The following is a 22,215-nucleotide window of genomic DNA, read 5'->3' as shown; positions in this document are numbered from 1 at the left end:
TGAGGAATGAGCCATGTTTTACGTTCAGCGCGATGCCGATGGCACGCTAATTCGCGTGGAAGCGACGGCTTTTGCCGAAGCGAGCGAGCAACTGCCGCCCGATGACCATCAGGTGCAAGCCTGGTTTGCCAACGAAGTGGTCGAGAAAAGCCTGATCCAGCTCAAGTCCAGCGACATGGACATGATCCGGGTACTGGACGACTTGATTCAGGTCCTGACCAGCAAAGGCATCCTCAACATCACCGACCTCCCCTCCGCCGCACAGGCGAAACTGATGGATCGAACCCAGGCCCGGGAAACACTGGGCGGCCTGAGTGACTTGATCAATGATGATGAACAACGGCTGATCTGAAGCCCACCTCCCCGGCCTGAGGCGCTTACCCGCTTACGGAATGCCATTCGAAAAAATAATGCTGGCTGACGCGCTCCTACAGTTGAGTGGCGGCGTCGGCTAACCGGTGCTCCCGCTGGTATTGCGCGTTGAATGATCCCCAGGTTGGTCTGCGGGATGAAATAGCATGGATCGCGGTCTGCCTCTGCCCGAAGGGCGTAGGAGCGCGCTTGCCCGCGAACGCGGTTTCCGAGGCGCAGACATGAGCACCTGACACAACGCACACTCATCAACCCACCCAATTCGTAGGAGCGTGGCTGGCGCAGCATCCCTGTTCGCCGTAGATACAAATCCGTAGGAGCCGGCTTGCTGGCGAACGCGCTCTGTCGGTTAATACAAAGGTGACTGACCCACCGCAATCGCGAGCAAGCTCACTCCTACAATTTCTGCGCCCGCATCCAAATCAACGTCGAACGGATTTGCGTACCCGCATCCAAAATCCGCGTCGCACGCAAATCCACTGTAGGAGCAATCGGAGGTTACGACGGTCGCGAAGCGGCGGGTCTGTGACATCAATGCCGTCTGACACACCCCCTTCGCGGGCAAGCGCGCTCCTACAGGGGATTTGCGCCGGCCATTAATCTGCGTTCCTGTTGGTAATTCGCGTTGGATGATCATCCCGTAGCTGTGCAATCGCAGAATGAAATGGAATGGATCGCGGTCCGCCTCTGCCCGCAGGGCGTAGGAGCGCGCTTGCCCGCGAATGCGGTTTCCGAGGCGCAGACATGAGCACCTGACACAACGCACACTCATCAACCCACCCAATTCGTAGGAGCGTGGCTGGCGCAGCATCCCTGTTCGCCGTAGATACAAATCCGTAGGAGCCGGCTTGCTGGCGAACGCGCTCTGTCGGTTAATACAAAGGTGACTGACCCACCGCAATCGCGAGCAAGCTCACTCCTACCATTTCTGCGCCCGCATCCAAATCAACGTCGAACGGATTTGCGTACCCGCATCCAAAATCCGCGTCGCACGCAAATCCACTGTAGGAGCAATCGGAGGTTACGACGGTCGCGAAGCGGCGGGTCTGTGACATCAATGCCGTCTGACACACCCCCTTCGCGGGCAAGCGCGCTCCTACAGGGGATTTGCGCCGGCCATTAATCTGCGTTCCTGTTGGTAATTCGCGTTGGATGATCATCCCGTAGCTGTGCAATCGCAGAATGAAATGGAATGGATCGCGGTCCGCCTCTGCCCGCAGGGCGTAGGAGCGCGCTTGCCCGCGAATGCGGTTTCCGAGGCGCAGACATGAGCACCTGACACAACGCACACTCATCAACCCACCCAATTCGTAGGAGCGTGGCTTGTCCCGCGATCTGGCGCGAAGTGGCAGTCAACCCGGTGAACGCGGTGTGCTAGCGATAAATGCGTCGGGAGGTTTGACGACTGCTGCGCAGCCGATCGCGGGACAAGCCACGCTCCTACACCGTACGGTGTCTGGCGCAGCATCCCTGTTCGCCGCAGATACAAATCCGTAGGAGCCGGCTTGCTGGCGAACGCGTTCTGTCGGTTGATAGAAAGGTGACTGACCCACCGCCTTCGCGGGCAAGCGCGCGCCTTCACATAGCGCGTCAGCCATCATTATTGAGTTAAAACAGCGGGCACATTCCTCAGCCCATCACTTCCACGGCGCAGGGTCGCCAAACAGCCGCCCTTGCACCCCTTCAATCCCCATTTCCAGGATTACCCGGTGTTCGCCTTCCGTCTCAACACGCTCGGCAATCAGTGGCAGGTCGATGCTGTGGGCCGCGCGCTGGACCGCTTCGATGAACAACCGTTTGTGGCTTTCCTGGTCGATGGTGCGGATGTAGCTGCCATCGATCTTCAAATACGCCAGCCCCAGATGCGCCAGGTTGCCGATCATGCTGAAACGCCCACCAAAGCGCTGCAGCGCCAGGGAATACCCGGCTTCTTGCAGACGTCGCGTCAGCTTCTCCAGCACCACCTGCTCCGGCACCTGCTCCTCGCCAATCTCGAAGGTCAGGCGTGCGCCCAGTCTCGGGTGCAGGCGCAGCGCGTTGAACACCTCGTTCAACGCCGACGCATCGTTGAGCGTCGCCGCCGACAGGTTCAGCGCCAATCGCTCATTGTGCGTGCCCAGATGCGCCAGCACTTGTCGCAACATCAACAAATCCAGCCGGCTCGACCAACCAAAGCGCTCCAGCCACGGCAGAAAGCGCCCGGCCGGAATCGTTTCACCGTCGGCATCGACCAAGCGCGACAGCACCTTGTAATGCAACACGCTCGCCCCATCGCCCGACGCGACCACTGGCTGAAAGAACAACTGAAACCGCCCGTGCTCAAGGGCGTGATCCAAGGTCCTGTGCCACGCGTGCTGATCCTCACCCAGATCACCAATCGCCCCACGCTCGATGCAATACCACGATTGCTCGCCACCGCTTTCAGCCTGGGACAACGCCTGATCGGCCAGCGCCAGCAAGGTAAGCGAGGCATCGCCCGGGCTGTACGGCGCCAGCCCCATATGCGCAACCGGCGAGACATCAGAGGCGCCGGTGGCTTCCAGACTCAGCAGCGCCGCCTCTAGATTCTGCACCAGCTGCACGGCCTCATCGCGAACCATGCCCGGCGCCAGCACCGCAAACTCACCGCCACGGCTGCGGCTGATGAGGTTGCGGGTTTCGGGATATTTTTCGCAGTGACGGACCAACTGCTCGGCAACCGCCACCAACAAGGCATCGGTGCGCTTGCCACCCAGACGCTGGTTCAAGCCGGCCAGGTCGTTGACGCGCAACATCATCAAATACCCCGCGCGGCCGTCCTCCAGATGACTGACGTGCGCATTGAGCTGCATGTCGAAATAACGGCGGTTCGACAGCCCGGTCAGGCTGTCCTGATACGACTCGATGCGCAGCTTCTCACTGCGCTCGGTGCTTTCCTGAAACAGCGCCTTGAGCTTCTCGACCATCTGGTTCATCGCCTGCACCACCCGGCGCAGCTCCGGCGTGCGCGGCAGCTCGGGCAGAACCAGGAACTCACGACGGCCAATCGCCTGGGACTGCGCCACCATGTAATCCAGCGGCTTGAGCTGCCGACGCAACAACATCGCGCCCAGAATCGCACTGACCACGCCGCACACCAGCAACCAACCGAGGCTGCCCAGCGCGCTCTGCCACAACTTGGCCAGCGCGAACATCGGATGGCTCACCACCTCGACCCGCGCCGTCTGCTGCCAGCCACGACTGACAATCGCCTCGCCGCCCGCCGGCTCAAGCCCGATCGCGTTGATGAACCACTGCGGCACGCCCTGATTGTCCGGGGTCGCACTGCGCTCGACGAGGGTGTCGCCACTGGCCAGATCCACCACGCGGATGCTTGCGTAATAACCGCTGTCGAAGATCGACGCCACCATCAGCTCGACCATCGCCGGGTCGTCGATGTTGGACGTCAGCGACAGTGCCAACGAGGTCGCGGCGTCCTGGGCGTGGGAGCGCAACTGATTGACGTACTGCGCCCGCGAGCTTTCCAGGCTGACGACAAAACTCCCCGCAAAGGCAACCACCAGAAACAGACAGATCGCGATCAACAGCTGTTTGAACAGAGACATCAGTACTCCTAATTCTCGGGCTCGGTGGGGAAGCCTTCTGCGGTCATTTTTTTCAGCACGTCCTGCCACCGGGACAGACGTTTGGTGTCGCTCACTTTCTTGTTGCCTTGCGCGCCCGGCAGCCACAGTCCTTCAGCGTTGAAGGCATACACCGGCAACAGGTCCGTACGTTCGCTGGCGGGCTTGATGTCGTTGATCAGGCTGTCGAGCACCAGCGGCATGGCGTTCGGGCTCGAGTAATAGGTCAGCACCATGTGCGCGCGGTTCAGGCGCAGCGCCTTGACGTAGGTGATCAGCAGCTTCTCGCTGGGCACGCCGAGGCGGCGCAGGCTGAAATACTTGGCGATCGCATAATCCTCGCAATCCCCCGCGCCTTTTATCAACGACTCGACCGGCGTCGCCCAGTAATCAACCTCATGCCAGACGTCGATGTCTTCGGCATAGTGGATCTGCTGGTTGAAAAACAGGTTCACGACTTTCAGCTTGTCCAGCTCGCTGACCTGCTTCTCGGTCGCCAGCAAGTTCTGCCAGGCATCGATGCGCTGCTTGCCGGCGCCCAACGGCCCATACAGCGCTTCGGCGCGGCGGCTGATCAGGGAAAAATCCCAATCCGCGCTCAGATAGCCGACACACGCCGTGCACGTCAGTGCAAGCGCTAGAAGCATCCATAATCCAGGGCGCTTTTGAGCCGAACGTGCTGCCAATTTGTCTAGTCCATCGGGCAATGGATAACGGAAAGCGATGGTGAGGGGTCGGGGCAGGAAACGCAATGGCGCGGTGAGATCATGCACGGAAGGAAATGCCCGAAAACGCGACTCATGGTAGGCTCGCGCCCCTTGATTTCATGACTCACCGGGTTGGTTTGGAAACGCGTATGGATATTGGTTTGAGCTGCACCGTCTGGGCAGGATGTGAACGTGCCGGTCATCTGGATGGTATCGGCGTGTACACCCGCTCTCTGTGGCAGGCGATGGAAGCGCTCAAGCGAAGCGAAGAGCCAGGCATCAACGTCAAGCCTTATGCGTTCGGCAAGCATTTGCCCGAACTGGCGTGCGGCGTACCCAAAACGCTTTCGGCTGATTTCCGTATTCAGGTGCTGGCGAGCGGCTTGCTTAGCTTGCCGCTGCCCAACTCCTCCACCATCGCTCGCGATGTCGACATCCTCCACGCCTCCGATCACCAGATCCCGAGAATCAGCGGCGTGCCCGTCATTGCCACGGTCATGGACGCCATTCCGCTGATTCATCCGGAGTGGATCCGACAAAACCTCAAAACCCTCAAGGGCTGGCTGTTCGCGCGAAGCGTGCACAGCGCCGATCACCTGATCACCATCTCCGAACACAGCAAGCAGGATCTGGTCACGCACATGGGGATTGCCCCCGAGAAAATCAGCGTAACGCCGCTGGGCGTGGACCCGGTGTATTTCGAGCGCATCCCGCTTGAAACCCGCGACGCTGTGCTGGACAAGCACCAACTCAAACCCGGTTTTTTCCTCTTTATTGGCACGCTGCAACCCCGCAAGAACTTGCCGAAGGTGCTGGAGGCGTTCATTGCGCTGCCGGAGTCGGTGCGCAAACAGCATCCGTTGATTGTGGTAGGACGTGATGGCTGGGCCAACGAAGAGCTGATTCCACAGCTCAAGGCGCTGGAAGCAAAAGGCGAAGGGCGCTGGCTCAGCTACCTGCCGCAATCCGACGTGTTCGCACTGCTCCAGAGCGCCAGCGCGCTGGTGTTTGCGTCTTTATACGAAGGATTTGGCCTGCCGGTCATCGAAGCATTTGCTGCCCAGTGCCCGGTTATTGCGTCGAATACCACGTCACTACCGGAAGTCACCGGCAATGCCGCCTGGGCGGTTGATCCGCTGGACGCTTCGAGCATCTCGGCAGCGATGCTTGATGTGTTGAGTAACGACGCACTCAGAAGCGAACGGGTTGAAATAGGGCTCGAACGCGCCCGTCAATTTACCTGGCAGGAATGCGCACGGCAGACGCTGGCGGTATACCGCAAAGTATTGGCGGCACACCCCAAGGCGTAAGTTGCTGCAGGCTACTTAGGGATTGCTTTGGTGTTATTAGGTGCTGAATTGTTCAGGTCTTTCAGCGCTTCCGAATCATCGCCGCCAAGCCAGACATTCACACTGGCAACGCTCTCTTGCGACAGCTTGCCGGCCCAGCGATTCAGAATGAACAGGTTGGTGATGAAGTCGTACTGCGATTTGAGCAGGTCGCCACGGGCCTTGAATTCGTTCTGCACAGCGGTCAGCACATCGACGGCGTTAACCACCCCATAGCTGAACGCCTTCTGCGCCGCGATGCTCGACTGCTTGGCCGAAGACAGGGCATTCTGCCCCGCGCGGATCTTGTCCACCGCGGACTGGGCCGTCAGATAAGCGTTAGTGGTTTCTTTCACCACTTGCCTGCGCACCCCCTCCAAATCCTGCTCGGCTGCATATTGCTCGTCATACAGCCCGCTCACACGCGCAGACGTCGAGCCGCCGCTGTAGATCGGCACTTTCAGGCCAATGGTTGCGACATAGCTGTCGCTGCGCGGGGTCAGCGTGTTGTCGTAACCCACGTCACTCTGCGAAGCCCCGAGGTTAAAACTGAGTGAGGGGTAGTGACCGCCCTTCCCTTCACGTACTGCCGCATCGGCCGCCGCCAGGTTGTTTTCGTAGGCTTTGAGTCGCGGGTTGCTGTCGAGCGCCTGGGCAATCCAGGCGTCCAGCGGCAGCGTCGGCGCTTCCAGTGCGATGTCGTTTCGGATCCGGCTCAAGCGATCATTGATCGGGCGACCGACAATTTCCGACAACCCTTCCCGGGATAGACGCACCTGATTGCGCGCTTCAATTTCCTGAGCAATCAACAAGTCGACCCGGGCTTTAAGGTCCAGCATGTCGGTGATCTTGGCCATCTGCCTGGCGTACAGAGCGTTCACGCGGTCAAGACTGCCCTGGGTCGCGCGCCGCTCGGCCGAGACCAGCTCCAGCGCATCGTCGGCGGCAAGCGCGGCAAAATAGCGCTTGGCCAGATCCACCGTTGCTTCGGCTTGAGAGTCCTCGGACTGCGAACTCTTCTGCAGCGTGACGCTCTTGGCCTTCTGATATCGCTCCCACGCTTCCTTGTTGTAAATGAATTGACTGAGGTTCAGCCCATAGCTTTTGTTGTCATAGATATCCCGCGACTGCTCGTCCTTGCGCAGAATCCGGTTGATGTTGCTGCTCGCCGACACCTGGGGCAGCAACCCGCCAAACGCTTCACGCTCCTGCTGCTTGGCAGACCGTGCACGGGCATAGGCCGAAAGGATGCGCGGATCTTCGAGCCGCGATTCCTTGTACAGCGTCATCAGGTCAAGGGAATAGGTCGACGCGCTGACCTGTTGCGGGGCAGCGGGCTGCGCGGCATTGGCATTTAGCGCAAACAAACCAAAAAGCAGACCGGGAAGCATGCGAACCACGGTCATTCCTCGATCATCGATTTGGCGAACATGTTGCGCGCAGGCTTGAGCAGGTACTGCAGCATCGTGCGTTCGCCCGCGTTAATCAGCACCTCCGCTGGCATGCCCGGTTGCAGCTTGCGGTTGCCCAATCGCTGCATGCCTTCGTCGGTAACTTTCACGCGCACCAGGTAATAGCCCTCGCCAGTCTTCTCGTCAGTGAGACGGTCAGCGGAAATTCGCGTGACCTGTCCCTGAATCACCGGCGTGGTCGCAGCGTTGAACGCGCTAAAGCGGATGTCGGTGAGCTTGCCCAAGGTGATGCGGTCGATGTCGTTGGTTGACACATGCGCCTCGACCACCAGATCCGAAGACTCCGGCACGATATCCAGCAGTGGCGTCCCGGCGCTGACCACCCCGCCGATGGTGTGCACTTTCATCTCCAGCACCATGCCGTCTTCCGGGGCGCGGATGACGATGCGCGACAGCCTGTCCTTGAGCGCGCTGGCCTTTTCTTGCAAGTCGAAGACCTGCGCCTGCACGTCGCTCAAGTCCTTGGCCACATCGGAGCTGAATTTCTGGTTGGTCTGAACAATCTGCATCTCGGTTTCGTTGATCTGCAGACGGGTCTTGGTGATCGTCGACTGGTGATCAGCGACCTCTGACTTGAGCATGTCCAGCTTGCGTTCCTGTTCAAGCAGGCGCTGCTTGTCAACGAATCCCTGCCGCAACAGGTCCTTCAGCTCGGTGATCTCACCGGTGTAGGATTTTTCGAGACTGACCTTGGTGGCGATCATGTCGTTGAGGCCGATAATCTGCTGCTTCAATTGTCCGATGCGCTCTTTCTGCACGGATATCTCGCCCAGGCGCGCGTCATGCCGCGACCGGAACACCTGCGCTTCACCATCGATGGCCTCACGGGCACGATCACTTTCGACGCCGTCTATCTTCAACGCCGGAATGACCGGCTGATCGTCACGCTCGGCGCGAAGGCGAGCCTCTTTGGCGCGCGCGGTGATGAGCTGGTTGCGGGTGGATTCGTACTCTGAACTCAGCTGGCCATCGTCAAGGATGATCAACGGATCGCCCTTGTGCACCGTGTCACCGTCACGGGCGAGCAGCTCTTTTACGATGCCGCCCTCAAGGTGCTGGACGGTCTTGCGGTAGCTCTGCACGGTGACAACACCTGAACCGTAAACGGCGTTGCCCAGCGGGGCGAAAGCGGCCCAGGTGCCGAACAAGCCAAAGGTCACCAGAACAATCGTCATGCCGACCCGGCGGATACCGCGGTCGGACGTCGGCATGTCATCTGAATGCTCGTCGAGCACGGTTATCGCGTTGCTGGTCATTCAAAAATTCCTGTCAGGCGCTGGGCTAAATGGCGCCGGTCGGTGCCGGAGCAACCCGGGGCGGGGTCTGACCTTGTGCCTGGGCTTGGGCCTGGGCTTGAGCTTTGGCCTGCTGTTGAGCCAGTTCGGCGATCACTTGATCACGTGGGCCATACATCGTCAGGGTGCCGCTGTTCAAGACCATGATCCGGTCAAGCCGCGACAGCACGTTAGGGCGGTGGGAAATGATGAACACCGTCGCGCCGGTTTCTTTCATCTTTTGCAGCGCCACACCCAGCGCACGTTCACCGACCTCATCGAGGTTGGAGTTGGGCTCATCCAGCACGATCAGCCGAGGGCTGCCATACACCGCGCGCGCCAGACCGATGCGCTGACGCTGACCGCCGGAGAGGTTGACGCCTTCGCTGCCGATCACCGTGTCGTAGCCGTCGGGCAGCTGCAGGATCATTTCGTGGACGCCAGCCGTGCGCGCCGCCAGCACGACCTTCTCGGGGTCGATCTTGCCGAAACGGGCGATGTTGTCGCTGATGCTGCCTTCGAACAGCTCGATGTCCTGAGGCAGGTAACCCAGGTGCGGGCCGAGCTTTTGCTTGTCCCACGCACTGATGTCAGCGCCATCGAGCCTGACAACGCCATGCTGTGGCGGCCAGATGCCGAGCAACGCACGCGCCAGCGTCGATTTGCCCGCCGCGCTTGGCCCGACGATACCGACGATGCTGCCGGCGGGCGTCACGAAACTGATGTTTTTGATCACCGCCGCTTTCGCACCCGGCGGCGCCACGAACAGGCTTTCGACCTGTACGTGGCCTTCCGGATTCGGCAAAGACATGCGCTCGGGCTCGGCGTTGAGCTTGTCCAGGGTTTCATTCAAGCGCTGGTACTGCACGCGCGCTGAGACGAAGCCTTTCCAGCTGCCGATCATCTGATCAATCGGCGCGAGTGCACGGCCCAGCAGTATAGAACCGGCCATCATCAAGCCAGGATTGATCTCATGGGTAATCACCAGGTACGCGCCTGCCGCCAGCATCATCGACTGGGCCCAGGCCCGGAACGTCTTAGAGATGGATGTGATCACGCCGCTCTTGTCGCTGGCCCCGGACTGCAACACCAGCACCCGCCGCTGCCGAACCGCCCAGCGCCCCATCAGGGTGTCGAGCATGCCCATCGACTCGATGACTTCAGCGTTGCGCAGGCTTTTGGTGGTGTGCAGATTGGCGGTAAGGCTCTGCTTGTTGGCCTCGGCCAGCGCGGCGCCGGTGTAGCGATGATTGACGTACGCCAGCGCCACCAGCACAACCGCGGAGACCACCGTCATCCAGCCAAACCAGGGGTGAAACAGAAACATCACGGCGGTGTACACCGGAAGCCACGGCGCATCGAAGAACGCAAACAACCCGTTACCGGTGAGAAATTGCCGCAGCGAGGTCAGGTCATTCAGGGACTGCGCCGACGCGTCCATTCCGCCGCTGTTCAACGCTTTCCTGAAGCTGGCGCGGTACACGTCGCGACTGAGCAGCACATCCAGCCGATTGCTGATGCGCACCATGATGCGCGACCGGACCCACTCCAGCGACCCCAGCGTCAGCATCAGGACAGAGAGAATAAGGGTGAGCATGATCAGCGTGGACGTGCTGCTGCTCGGCACCACCCGTCCCGAAACCTGAATCATGTAAAAGGTCGGAACCAGCATCAACGTGTTGACGAAAAGACTGAAGAACCCGACCGAGAGGAAACTCCCGCGACAAGCCTTTAGCGCCGCTTGCAGGTTATTTTCGTGTGAGCGACTCATAGAATCCATGGCTGAAGATAGAGGGCTGCGAAGCCAAGGAAGTGCGGAAACGGCTAAGGCCGGCAGCATAAGAGCCGTCAACCGACGTAGCGTTCCGCGTTCAGATTCATTTCCTGCTATCTCGACACTGGACTACCGGTCTTATTCGTTGCCGAGCGCTCAATCCGACGAGCTGCTGACCCCGAGATCTGACCTGATCAAGTAGTCCTGATGCCAGCTCGATATTGCAGCGATTGCGGATAGCGTGCCACTACCGTTGCTCGCTTAAAGCGACCTGCTCCCCTGACCGGCGCCATGTTATCGGCGCCCCGGCCATGTTGATTCAGGGGCTATGTTGTCCGGATGACAAGCCCCGAAGCCGGATCCTGTCGGATCGCCACGGCCGCGCCCGCTGACGACTGAAACGTCCTACAGCATGCAAACCCACTCGGGGGCACCCGCATACCGATGCCACTCTGATATTCTTGCGTCCTTTGCACGGGCCGCTCCACGAAAAAACGACAAGCGCCCCCTGCTAACCGAATTTGTCGGATGAAGCCAAGCGTTTGCGTCCGACCTCACTTCAGACATCACTGCCTGGCTATGCGCAAGGATTTAGAAATATGGAATTGATACCGGTAATTTTGTCCGGCGGTGTAGGTAGCCGGTTGTGGCCCGTCTCGCGCGAGGCCCACCCAAAGCCGTTCATGACATTGCCCGACGGACAGAACCTCATTCAGAAAACCTTCCTGCGCGCGGCTGCGCTTGAAGGGGTCTCGGAGATTCTGACGGTCACCAACAAAGAGCTGCTGTTCAAGACCGAGGACGAATACCGGAATGTCGCCAAATCCGGTCCGGCTCAAGCGTTCATCCTTGAACCTTTCGGCCGCAACACCGCTGCAGCCGTCGCCATGGCCGCGTTGCAACTGAAGGACGCGCATGGTCCGGAAGCGTTCATGCTCGTGCTTGCCGCCGACCACCTCATCCAGAATGAAGTCGCCTTTTCCGAGGCCGTCGCCAAAGCGGTTCGACTGGCCGCCAACGGTTGGCTCGTCACATTCGGCATCAAGCCGCAGTACCCGGAAACGGGTTTCGGGTACATCGAAGCCGGCGAGCCTATCCCGAGCGAAAGCGGCCTGAAAGTCGCGCGCTTTGTGGAAAAGCCAGATCTGACAACCGCCCAGTCCTACGTGGCAGCGGGTAACTACTTCTGGAATTCGGGCATGTTCTGCTTCCAGGTGGGCGCTGTTCTTGAAGAACTCGCAAAGCATGCACCTGACGTTCTGTCCGCTGCTGCCGAATCCATCAGCCTGTCTCGTCAGACCAAAGGCGACGCCTACCGCTGCCTGAACCTGGACGCAGAGTCCTTCGCCAAAGTCCCGGACATCTCGGTTGACTACGCACTGATGGAACGCTCTGACAAGGTCGCGACCGTGCCTTGCGACATTGGCTGGAGCGACATCGGCTCGTGGAACGCAGTGAGCGAACTGACCAGCGCCGATGCCAATGGCAACCGTTTTGAAGGTGAAGTGCTGTCCCACGGCGCCCGAAACAACTACGTCAACAGCGAAGAACGCCTGACCGCACTGGTCGGCGTGCAAGACCTGCTGGTCATCGACACCGCCGATGCCCTGATGATCGCGCACAAGGATCATGCCCAGGACGTCAAACACATCGTCACCCAGCTGAAGAAGTCCGGCCACACGCTGCATCAGCTGCACCAGACGGTGCATCGCCCATGGGGTACTTACACAACCCTGGAAAACGGCGAGCGCTTCAAGATCAAGCGCATCGTGGTCAAACCCAAAGCGTCGCTGTCCCTGCAGATGCACCACCACCGCAGCGAGCACTGGATCGTGGTCAGCGGCATGGCGATTGTCGTGAACGACGATCAGGAGCTGATGCTGAATACCAATGAATCGACGTTTATTCGCGCGGGGCATCAGCATCGCCTGACCAACCCGGGCGTGATCGACCTTGTCCTGATCGAAGTGCAGAGCGGCGATTATCTGGGTGAGGACGATATTGTTCGTTTTGAAGATGTCTATGGCCGCGCCGGAGAGCAGTAGACCGGATACTGACATGCCTTAATGCTTAGCGCGGCGTCAAAAGCGTGCATGTTTTACATGCACCGTCTCGTCGTCGCGCTGGCTTGACCGCCTGCGAGGTCTCAAGCGGCACCTACCGGATTTAAAGGCTCGGAGCTGATGATAAGCAAACGCAGCAGCTTGCTCAGCACAGACTTGCCCCACCTTAGCCACCCAAAATTCAACTCGCCAAATACAGGCCCGCATTAACGTACGATACACGCGGAGTAAAGCGCCACCCCGTTGGTGCGGGGATGATGGTCAAGCAGCTGTGTTCCGCAAGATTGCGAGACTATTAGGCTGCCATCCATAAAGCTAACCGAAAGAGACCGGAGTTTTTGGCGGATGACATCGCTGGCATTGTGCCACAGCAGAATGTCCGATTTGGGCCATCGAATAATACGATGCTCACTAATGGATCGACACTCCGCACCCCCGGTCAGATCCCACAGCGTACAGAGCGCAAAAAACTTGCCTTAAGTTGGGTTTGCTCTAATGTTTACTACGGTAGAGCCTGACCGCCACCGGCATGTAGTTCTTGGGTTTTATATACAACCGCCGATTTCTGGCAGGACCCTACAACTGGGACAACTTCTTCGGAGCAATCTTCCAGTGAGCGATCCAATTTATTATCTGCACATACCCAAAACCGCCGGCACTTCTGTGATTTCGTACCTAGACGAGCAATTTGCTCAAGAACGTATATGCCCGGCACAGCTCCTCCCAGAACTTTTCAAGTTAGAAAAGAACCGGCTACTGAATTATCATCTGTTTCGCGGCCATCTCTGGGCAGGCGTCGACCAATACACAGGTCTCAAGCTTAACTATATAACAATGCTACGCGACCCCCTACAACGAACTATTTCTTGGTACTCACACGTCAAGCGTGACCCACATGCTTACCGGCATGATCAAATGTTAGCTGAGGACTGGTCTTTATTACAGTTCGTCACAGACTCCGAAACACAGTGGGACATAGTCAATGCCCAAACCATATTTCTCGCCGCAGATCTGGACTACAATAAGCTCTCTAAAGATCCAGTGGGATACGGAACCGCGGTTATACGAGAGTATGCATCACGTAAAACTGATCGAACACTTCTAGACTTGGCCAAATCAAGACTTGAGAAGTTTGTCTTCGTTGGCATTGTGGAAAGAATGAATCACTCACTACAACTAATGTCGCACACACTGGGCTTCCACCCCCACTTCTCAGATCAGAAATTGAATGTTTCGTCCGGCGGACCAAGAAGCAGCGAGCTCTCTACCGACGTAATAAATGCCATAGCCGAAATAACATATTTGGATCGAGAGCTCTATAGCTGGGCATCCGCTGCTTTCGAAGCGCATTACGATAAATTTGTTAACTCACTACTCGTGGACGCTTATTACGCTGACCCCCTTCACTCAAAAAGTAGTCAGAATGCTCCACTACTACTGAAAGACAGAAAAAAACTTAGCATACAGACTATTCTAGCGCCGGCACGATCGCATCAAGGCTCTCTTTTTCAGGTTCACGTGAAAATAGTTAATAACTCAAGTTTCATCATCGAAAGCTATGGCCACTACCCAATATTCATCAGCTATCACTGGCTTGACAAAAGCAACAACGCGCACCTAGTGTTTGAGGGAATACGAACCGAAGTAGAACCGAAGTTATTAACTAATCAAACAGCGATTATCAGTGCAAATGTCGTAGCACCGAAATCTGTGGCGTTGTGTACGCTTAGAATGACTTTTGTCCAAGAAGCGGTGGCATGGTTTGATGAGCCGGATTGTGCAGTATTTTCCGAGACGGAGATTCTCGTAGAATGAAACAAGGGACCAGCAATCTCACCTGGCATACGACAGCATTAACGCGAGAGGACAGGCAATCCAACTTGCACCAGACAGCCATGACTATTTGGCTTACCGGATTGAGCGGCTCTGGAAAGTCCTCTCTAGCCTTTGGACTGGAAAGCAGCTTGGCGGCTCAGGGGAAGTCATGCTTCGTGCTAGACGGTGACAACATTAGACATGGGCTTTGCAGCGATTTAGGGTTTACCCTCGTCGAAAGATGTGAAAATATCAGGCGAATTGCCGAAGTTTCAAAGTTAATGAATGACGCTGGCCTAATCGTAATCGTGGCGATTATTTCACCACTCATCGAACACAGAACACTTGCATCTAATATAATCGGAACAGCTAACTTTCACGAGATATATGTAAGCACGCCGCTAGATATTTGCGAAAAAAGAGACCCCAAAGGACTATACCTAAAAGCCCGTCGCGGTTCTCTTGGGGATTTTACGGGAGTCTCGTCGCCGTATATACCCCCTCCATCGCCCCGCTTAGTAATCGACAATACTAACGACTCAATTGAAGCTAACATCAAACGCCTCAGTGAATATTTAGAGATCTGTAACAATACCAAAACCACGAAACACCCTGATTAATCTCGCCAACTCGCTCCTCGCTCATGTAGATACCTACTTAGAAGGTAACGTTAGTCTTTTGCGCAAAGTTATTTGTCCTTCAACCTGACTAGTGGAGCTGTTGATGCTTTCAACGCTTGACGTGGCTGAACTGAGAGAACTTCAGGGCACATAACTTTGAAAGCGCCTCACGCAGACTGCTACGGTATGCACGCCTGCGCCGATGTTGTGCGACGCCTTTGCCATCAACATAACTCTGATTACTCAGTTAAACAAAAGATCATCGCCGAGATTCCACTAATGTGGTCAAGTCATCAAATTGCCGGTCTCGCGGCCCTAGCCATACTGGAAATTACTGTCGCTAGAATTGGCCTTACAATTTTCGTAGGAACTGCTTAGGCGTACGAAAAACGGCTTTGACAACACACGACACGTGGCGCTAGCTAAGGCTTTAAGCACTTGAGTCTTATCGACGTTACTAGCGACTTTCAGGTCTCCACCACAGTAGTGCTAGAGACCTGAAATTTTAGAGCGCGCAGCTACCAATTTCACGAATGAGTTGCTGCGCACTGCCCTTCCATGTGAGCCAAGGCATCTCCCCGGACTGGGGATGCTGCTGGCTCTCATAGAGCTTTAACCACTCTGTGAGACTATTCGCAATATCTTGCGAAGTTACGCCAGCAAAATACCAAGCATGTTCTCCTGCAACCTCACGGAACACCGGAAGGTCTCTTGCGACAATGGCGAGTTTGTATTGGGCCGCCTCAATCAATGGCAACCCAAAGCCCTCGCCGTAAGAAGCAGCAATCAGACAATCACATCGGTTATAGAGGTGCTCAAGATACTCATCACTAGCGCCCTCAAGCCAAAGCAAGCGTCGACCAAGCTCAGGGTGACTCACGAGCCGCGATGCCAAGTCGTCCACCAGCCAACCGTGCTTGCCCACGATGATGAGGTTTGCATGTACACCAGCTGCCCATAGCACTTCGAAAGCATCCAGCGTCTGCGCGTGGCCTTTCCGAGGCTCCAAAGTGCCAACCATAAGGAAGTTCGGATTGGGCTCCAAGGACTCTATTCGAAGCGCAGGATTTTCTGGCAGGCCCGTGGATGGCATGGACTGATCAATATCAGCTCCCAAATGAAATGCGCCTATCTGGAACGGCCGAGCGCGCGGCGGCGCATTATCCACTAGCCATTCGCTAAGCTCATCGGCAACCGCCTGGGAAATACACATCGCCCCATCGTACTGAGCGACCGCATGAATCCACTTCACATAATGAGCCTGCAGACTGTCTACGAAACAGTGCGGAAGTTGCAGGATAAGCAGGTCGTAGACCACGAAGAAAATGCTTACGCCATGGGCCCGCATCGTGTCGAGATACGACTGCTTGTGGGGTAATACGTCCATGAGCAGGTCAAGGCAGAGATAGATGTCTCCCGCTGCATAGCTGATAGGCTCATCCAGCTCTGCCTCTTCGGGCTCTTTACCCAAAAACATGGTAGTGAAATGTGCCGCATAGCGGTAAAACGGCTCACCGGCCTGTGTGTACACCGGTTTGATCACGTAGCCAGGTGGCGGGTTGGTTAGCCACTCCAGCAAAATACTTCGCACAACTCGTTGGATACCGCTTTTCCCGTCGTGCTTGCACAGTTCGGATATGTCCACGAACAGAGTCGGCTCGCCTGCCGGGCCTTGTAGCGAGTAGTCAATGGCCTTGGCGAGCACTGGAATATCCATTGATCCGGTATGTAAATGGCCGCTATCTGCCAATGACTCAATCAACCTCTCGAATGACTCGGCCGACGGTTTACCTTCACCGGATTTATCATAAGGCTCATGAGTTACCAAAGCCTGCTCGAACGCCGCTATCGCGGCCTTACCGGTGAGATCCCACGAGAACTGCCCAGCTCTTTGAAGCCCATGACTCGCTAACTCGGCACGGAAGGCGTCATTTTCAAGCACTTGACGAAGCTTCGCGGCGACAGAGTGAACATCGAACGGATCAAAGGTGGCCTCTTTCAAGCCAATCACCTCAGGCACGCTAGAAGTGTTAGCACCAATAACTGCAGCACCACATTTCATTGCTTCAAGCGGTGGCAACCCAAAACCTTCGTGCCATGACGGGAACACGTACACGTGACACAGATTATAGAGCGCGACCAGCTCAGGATCAGTCACGTAGCCTGTGAAGATAAGGTCGCCCGGACCGAAGCCATGCTTTACTGCGACATTGCGATACTCGCTGATATGCGACGGAGGCATTTTTCCTGCGAAAACAAGCTGGATATCACCGAAATCAGCTCGTGCAATTGAGAAGGCCTCAATCAACTGCGGCAGGTTTTTCCGCTCATCGGCCCCACCAGAATAAAGTACGAATTTGTCTCGAAGATCGAATTTTTCCGTAAGCGTATGGCGCTCGTCCAGGCTCAGCGCAACCGGCCGAAAAATGTCATCCGCCGCAGTAGAAACGTTGACCACTTTAGCTTTATCGAGCGGCAATAATGCCAAAGCTTCTTCGCGAGCGAAGTCTGATATAGACAGCAGCAAGCTGTAGTTTTTGAATGCCTCAACCTTTTCCAGGTAGTGCTTCTTGTAGCCCGGATTGGGGTCAAGGTACTGTTTCGGAGTGATCAACGGAATCAAGTCGTAAAGTGTCGCGCTGACCAGCGCACGCGAATCTAGCTCCGGACTCCCGATAACTGCATCATCGCCGTAACCTTCGACCGAGCTAGTGACGTGTACGACGTCGGGACGAAGCTCATCAATGCACGCTTGTCGGATGCGCTGAGCGATTTCTTTCCGGGCATGATTACCGGGGTCCTGATCACACACTGGGCCTTGAGCGTACCAGACGCGAATATGGCTTTGGGGTAACAGGCCGATGAAGGCTGTGCGGATGCTCTCGATACTCTCGCTGAGCATGCCGTTTAACACGAGGTAGACTTCGTGATCGCCGCGATTCCGGACGATGCCCTGAGCGATGGACAGACTGTATCGACCAATACCCCGAAACCTGCTTTCCGTCTGCGCGCCTTGCATGTCAATTACGATACGCATTAATTCCGGCCTTTTGTCATGGCGTTACGAAGGGCAGCCTCAATAGCTCGGCCCCGCTGGCTCAGTGGAGCATGGTCAATGACACCGTGCTGAGGATCGCTGACGTGCGTGGTCGGGTCAGGGTGCAAGCTGCTCACGTAAAGCGCACGAAGCTTCGGACTTACCCACGGGATTCGAGTGACAACAGCCATGACGGGACGCTGGATAGAAGGTCTTTCAGCGACCCAGCGTCGCGCGCGCACAAGGCCACGGCCCAGCGTTTGCCTTAGTGGCGGCTTATTGGAACGAAACGGCCATCTAATCGCATGCACGATTAAGCGAAGCGGTGCGGTGATACGCCACGATGTACTTTGCTCGAATGCAGTGAGCTTCTGCTCGTACGTTGTGGCGCGTACATACCAGTTGTGCGCATTAGAAAGGGACTCGTTGAGCGCTGCCTGGACCGCTTCCAACTGGGCTGCAGCCGCTTCGATACTTGAATCGCGCTGTTGTTGCACAACGCGTAGCTTCTCGGCCGTCGCAACCGAAAGACTGTCTTCATATCGCTTTTGCATGAGCTGCAACTGCTCTGACTGCTGCATCTGCTCGGCGAGCAGCGCATCGGCTTTGGCCGCCGCAGCCGCAATTCCCTCTGCGTACCGCTCGTGCGTAAGCATCAGTTGCTCAACCTGCCGGATTTGCTCAGCGACCAATGCCTCTGCTTTCGCAGTCGCAGCCGTGATTCTTTCGTCATACCGCTCTTGCATCAGCCGCAACTGCTCTGCTTGCAAGCTTTTGACACTCTCCATCGCATCTAGGTAGTCCGCGCGGCCTGTCGACATTTTTTCCTCTAACTCTGAAAATCTGCTTTTCAAGCCTAGGTCGTATCGCACAGCCAACTGATCAAGTGATACGCCGTAGCTGGACTCGAACACGCTGTCAAACAGGGCTAGCTCTTCGGGATCAGACAGTTTCTGGGCCACGACAGCATAATCCGGACTAGTCCCGGAGAGAACATCCCAGAGACCCAGCTCATTTGTCTCGTCCCGCAACGCCGGTGTTTCTTGCAGACGCACGATCTTTGATCTGGCGAAGCCGCTGTGCTCCGTTAGAAACGACAACAACAAATTTGGCAGAGGCCGCTCGTGAGTCGGGTCTAGGTAAAAGTGGTTGGTGCCTACGACAAGACTTTCCGCGTTTGGGGTCTCGAGAATCAGCAATCCTCCCGGGCACAGTACTCTCAGTGCCTCGGTAACCCAATGCTGCAAAACTTTGAACGGGACATGTTCTGCAATGTGAAAACCTGTCACTGCTACCAAGCTGTTATCAGGGAGGCGCTGCAAAGCAACGAGCGCGTCGCCTTTTTGCGCTCGCAACCCCAAGGTGCTGCACGCTTCAAGCATGCCGTCGTCGAGATCCACGCCGAACGCCTGAAATCCTTCACGTCCAAGGAGTTCTAGCCATTCTCCCCGGCCACATCCCAGGTCGAGAACCGACAAGTCTTCACGGAGCGTCTTTAACGGCGCTAAAAACGGAAGATATGCTTCCAGCCGTTCGCTGATTATTGCCCTTGAACCGCGGTACCTGTCTTCGAAAGCCCGGTAAAAACGATCATCCATCAGTTGCACTCCACGGTCGGCGGCATCCAGGCCAAGCCGACAAACTCACTTTGCGAAATATTGACTACGGTAAAAACCAAAGTGAGATCTACCCACTCGTAGTTACGCGCGATATGACTGTCCGCCGTATGTAGGGCGACAGCGACCGAATAAGAACCGACGCCGAGATTCGCCGCAAAGTTAAATGAGTAACTGACCGTTTCACCAGCGTCAAGTGCTTGAGTCTTGCACCGCAGATGGTGGGTGTTAGTGCCAAATACCGGCTGACCCAGCCTGTCCTTAATCAGGTAACCAACCACCAACTCAGGAATCGCACTGTTAACTTTTGTACTGACGCGCAGCGAGACATTTTCGCCAACCGTTACATACTCGATCGGGGCACCAGCGGCGTTGTGCAAAGTGACAGAGGCGATGGTCGCCTCACCGCTGCCAGATCTAGTTTGAACTGATCCATCCTCGAGCTCACGAACTTGTACGGTCGCGTTTTCCTTTTCTGCAATCAGGGCGTTGTAGAAGTCCATGACCTCTTCCGGTCGTCCGTCCTTTATCACTGTGCCCTTTTCAAGCAGGATGGCGCGATTGCACAGCGCTTGGATTGAGCCGCGATCATGCGAAACGATAAGTAGCGTCGTGCCCTGGGCCTGGAACTCACGGATGCGATCAAAACTTTTGTGCTGGAAATAGCTGTCGCCTACAGATAGCGCTTCGTCGACAATGAGTATCTCAGGGCGGATCGCTGTCGCTACCGCAAACGCCACGCGCATCTGCATCCCGCTAGAATAAGTCCGCACTGGTTCATCGAAGTACTCGCCGATCTCGGCAAACCCCTCGATGTCCGCAATCACATCTGTGATCTGGTCAGCGGAAAACCCCATCAAACCAGCGGCGTGAAAGACATTCTGCCGCCCTGTGAGATCAGGGCTAAAACCCATGCCAAGCTCGAGAATAGCGGCGATACGCCCGTTAACCTGAACACTCCCCTCGGTGGGCTGAAGGGTTCCGGTGATCATCTTCAGGAGCGTTGATTTACCCGCGCCATTCTGGCCAACAATTCCGATCGCCTCTCCGGGCTGGATGGCAAAGCTGATGTGTTTGAGAACCCAGTGTTCTTCACTGGGTTTGGTCGGGATACCGAACCAACGGCCTATTCGCTGGAATTCAGAAGCATAAACGCGGTAAGCCTTACCAAGGTTACTGACAGTCAGCAGGCTCATAATACGTCCACCATTTCAGGCGCAGCGCGACGAAACATAAACAAACCCAGCAATAGAAGGCCTAGGGAAATAAGGGTGGTAACGGCGATCTGCTGAATGTCAGGAGTCTTCGCGTACACCAAAATGTCGTGATAGGCGGTGACAATCGGATACATGGGGTTCATGTCCATGTAGGGCCTGAACCGGTCAGGAATGATGTTCGCGGGGTAAACCACCGGCGTAAACCAGAACCAGACCTGAAGCAGGATAGGAATGACCTGGCCTACATCTCGCACGAAAACGTTCAGCACACCCAATACCAAGCCCAAGCCGACCGCCAAAGCGGTGACTGCAACGGTCAATGGGATCAGCCATAACATCTGGAGATGCGGCCACTGACCAAGCAACGCAAAAACCGCCAATAGCGCGACGAACAGCAGCACATAATTGAGCAGGCACGACCCGACTACGATCACAGGCAATGTGATGCGCGGGAATCGCATTTTCTTCATTAAATTGCCCTGATCTATGAACAAGGTCAGGCATCGGCCGATGATTTCGGAAAACAGGCTCCAGGCCAGCATCCCTGACATCAGATAGAGGGCATACGCGTATTTGTTCTCGATGCCTGGCAACTTGGCCGCCAGCACGTTGGACAGTACCAGAGCGTAAATGGCTACCTGAGCTAGAGGGTTGATGATCATCCAGAGGCCGCCTAGCCGGCTACGAGCGAATCGGGCGGAAAATTCGTTGCGTATGGATGAAAAAACGAAACCTCGGTAACTCCAGAGGCTTCTGATTAGCTCCAACATTCCTTACTCCTGGTAGAAATGAAGCAGAATGCTTCATCCTCGGCGGTGTACGTACGGCCCACAGGCCAAGGCGGGGTAGACCCCTCGTTGAGACAGGCCAGACACAAGGTAGGTCCCGGCAGATTCCCGGCGCGCATTATATAGGCTTCGATCAATAACCTCTGAAAAAAAAGCTTCACCTGACGATGTTTCTGACCAATCGGCAAGGGGTGAAAAAGGCTTATACAGTCCGGCCACCAGGGATTTGCGTACCAACCCAGCCACTCCATTACACTGCAGACGAGCATCCGACCACGTTCAGCGCGACTGGTGCAGTCTGGACCATCTCCGCGCCCTGTGAGGCGAGCAGCAGACGTGGGGCCATTTGACAGTCCGGACGCTAAATCTATTGATCGTGCTATGCAAAATGCAAGGTTGATGGTCGCACAACAAAAATTGCGTACTTAGGGACAGCTAAACCACTACGCAGCCTCGCGCCGATCAACTCACCGACCGCTGATCGCGCGCCATATCTCGGGCTAGACAGCTGTGCCTGTATGTCACCGCTC

Annotated in this window: 14 protein-coding genes; 5 read left to right on the top strand and 9 right to left on the bottom strand. The window is 56.4% G+C overall.

What is annotated here, in order from left to right:
• Positions 1 to 13: 13 nt before the first annotated feature.
• Entirely contained in the window at positions 14 to 352 is a 339-nt protein-coding gene (locus OKW98_RS05215) for a tryptophan synthase subunit beta (protein WP_074892614.1), read from the top strand.
• Between the two features lie 1,657 nt (positions 353 to 2,009).
• Here the strand turns inward: OKW98_RS05215 and lapD are convergent.
• Together lapD and lapG are read right to left on the bottom strand one after the other, a co-directional pair.
• Positions 2,010 to 3,956: a cyclic di-GMP receptor LapD gene (gene lapD, locus OKW98_RS05210; RefSeq protein WP_265388232.1), complete on the bottom strand. Its 1,947-nt coding sequence runs from the start codon at positions 3,954 to 3,956 to the stop codon at positions 2,010 to 2,012.
• An 8-nt stretch (positions 3,957 to 3,964) separates the two neighbouring features.
• Entirely contained in the window at positions 3,965 to 4,660 is a 696-nt protein-coding gene (gene lapG, locus OKW98_RS05205) for a cysteine protease LapG (protein WP_416148051.1), read from the bottom strand.
• A gap of 170 nt (positions 4,661 to 4,830) precedes the next feature.
• Between lapG and OKW98_RS05200 the strand changes: the two genes are divergently transcribed.
• The gene (locus OKW98_RS05200; RefSeq protein ID WP_265388230.1) at positions 4,831 to 5,991 is read left to right on the top strand and encodes a glycosyltransferase family 4 protein; all 1,161 of its coding nucleotides are present in this window, start codon (positions 4,831 to 4,833) and stop codon (positions 5,989 to 5,991) included.
• Positions 5,992 to 6,002: 11 nt separating this feature from the next.
• Here the strand turns inward: OKW98_RS05200 and OKW98_RS05195 are convergent, their stop codons facing one another.
• The 3 genes from OKW98_RS05195 to OKW98_RS05185 are packed head-to-tail and all read right to left on the bottom strand — an operon-like array spanning position 6,003 to position 10,526.
• Complete coding sequence (locus OKW98_RS05195) at positions 6,003 to 7,415, bottom strand: TolC family outer membrane protein (protein WP_265388229.1); 1,413 nt, start codon at positions 7,413 to 7,415, stop codon at positions 6,003 to 6,005.
• A complete protein-coding gene (locus tag OKW98_RS05190; protein ID WP_265388228.1) occupies positions 7,412 to 8,737 on the bottom strand; it encodes an HlyD family type I secretion periplasmic adaptor subunit in 1,326 nt (441 codons plus the stop codon). Before OKW98_RS05190 ends, OKW98_RS05195 begins: the two co-directional genes overlap by 4 nt.
• Before the next feature lie 25 nt (positions 8,738 to 8,762).
• A complete protein-coding gene (locus OKW98_RS05185; protein WP_265388227.1) occupies positions 8,763 to 10,526 on the bottom strand; it encodes a type I secretion system permease/ATPase in 1,764 nt (587 codons plus the stop codon).
• A 602-nt stretch (positions 10,527 to 11,128) separates the two neighbouring features.
• Here OKW98_RS05185 and OKW98_RS05180 point away from each other — a divergent pair.
• From OKW98_RS05180 to cysC, 3 genes are all read left to right on the top strand, one after another.
• Positions 11,129 to 12,574, top strand: a complete 1,446-nt coding sequence (locus OKW98_RS05180; protein ID WP_265388226.1) for a mannose-1-phosphate guanylyltransferase/mannose-6-phosphate isomerase — start codon at positions 11,129 to 11,131, stop codon at positions 12,572 to 12,574.
• 630 nt (positions 12,575 to 13,204) lie between these two features.
• Positions 13,205 to 14,407: a sulfotransferase family 2 domain-containing protein gene (locus OKW98_RS05175; protein WP_265388225.1), complete on the top strand. Its 1,203-nt coding sequence runs from the start codon at positions 13,205 to 13,207 to the stop codon at positions 14,405 to 14,407.
• Positions 14,404 to 15,027 carry an adenylyl-sulfate kinase gene (gene cysC / locus OKW98_RS05170; protein WP_265388224.1) on the top strand — a complete coding sequence of 208 codons (624 nt, stop codon included), beginning with the start codon at positions 14,404 to 14,406 and terminating at the stop codon, positions 15,025 to 15,027. The genes OKW98_RS05175 and cysC overlap by 4 nt, the downstream gene beginning before the upstream one ends.
• A 505-nt stretch (positions 15,028 to 15,532) precedes the next feature.
• Here cysC and OKW98_RS05165 read toward each other — a convergent pair.
• From OKW98_RS05165 to OKW98_RS05150, 4 genes are read right to left on the bottom strand one after another with little or no spacing between them, the layout of a single operon-like run.
• Complete coding sequence (locus OKW98_RS05165) at positions 15,533 to 18,064, bottom strand: glycosyltransferase family 4 protein (RefSeq protein WP_265388223.1); 2,532 nt, start codon at positions 18,062 to 18,064, stop codon at positions 15,533 to 15,535.
• Positions 18,064 to 19,662 carry a class I SAM-dependent methyltransferase gene (locus tag OKW98_RS05160; RefSeq protein WP_265388222.1) on the bottom strand — a complete coding sequence of 533 codons (1,599 nt, stop codon included), beginning with the start codon at positions 19,660 to 19,662 and terminating at the stop codon, positions 18,064 to 18,066. Before OKW98_RS05160 ends, OKW98_RS05165 begins: the two co-directional genes overlap by 1 nt.
• Entirely contained in the window at positions 19,662 to 20,876 is a 1,215-nt protein-coding gene (locus tag OKW98_RS05155; protein WP_265388221.1) for an ABC transporter ATP-binding protein, read from the bottom strand. Before OKW98_RS05155 ends, OKW98_RS05160 begins: the two co-directional genes overlap by 1 nt.
• Positions 20,873 to 21,667, bottom strand: coding sequence for an ABC transporter permease (locus OKW98_RS05150; protein ID WP_265388220.1), 795 nt, complete (start codon positions 21,665 to 21,667; stop codon positions 20,873 to 20,875). Before OKW98_RS05150 ends, OKW98_RS05155 begins: the two co-directional genes overlap by 4 nt.
• Positions 21,668 to 22,215 lie beyond the last annotated feature (548 nt).

It is taken from the genome of Pseudomonas sp. KU26590, from assembly GCF_026153515.1.
In the GTDB taxonomy this organism is placed as follows: Bacteria; Pseudomonadota; Gammaproteobacteria; order Pseudomonadales; family Pseudomonadaceae; genus Aquipseudomonas.
The sequence above is the reverse complement of the archived record's forward strand: the minus strand, read 5'-3'. Positions and strand labels throughout refer to the sequence as shown.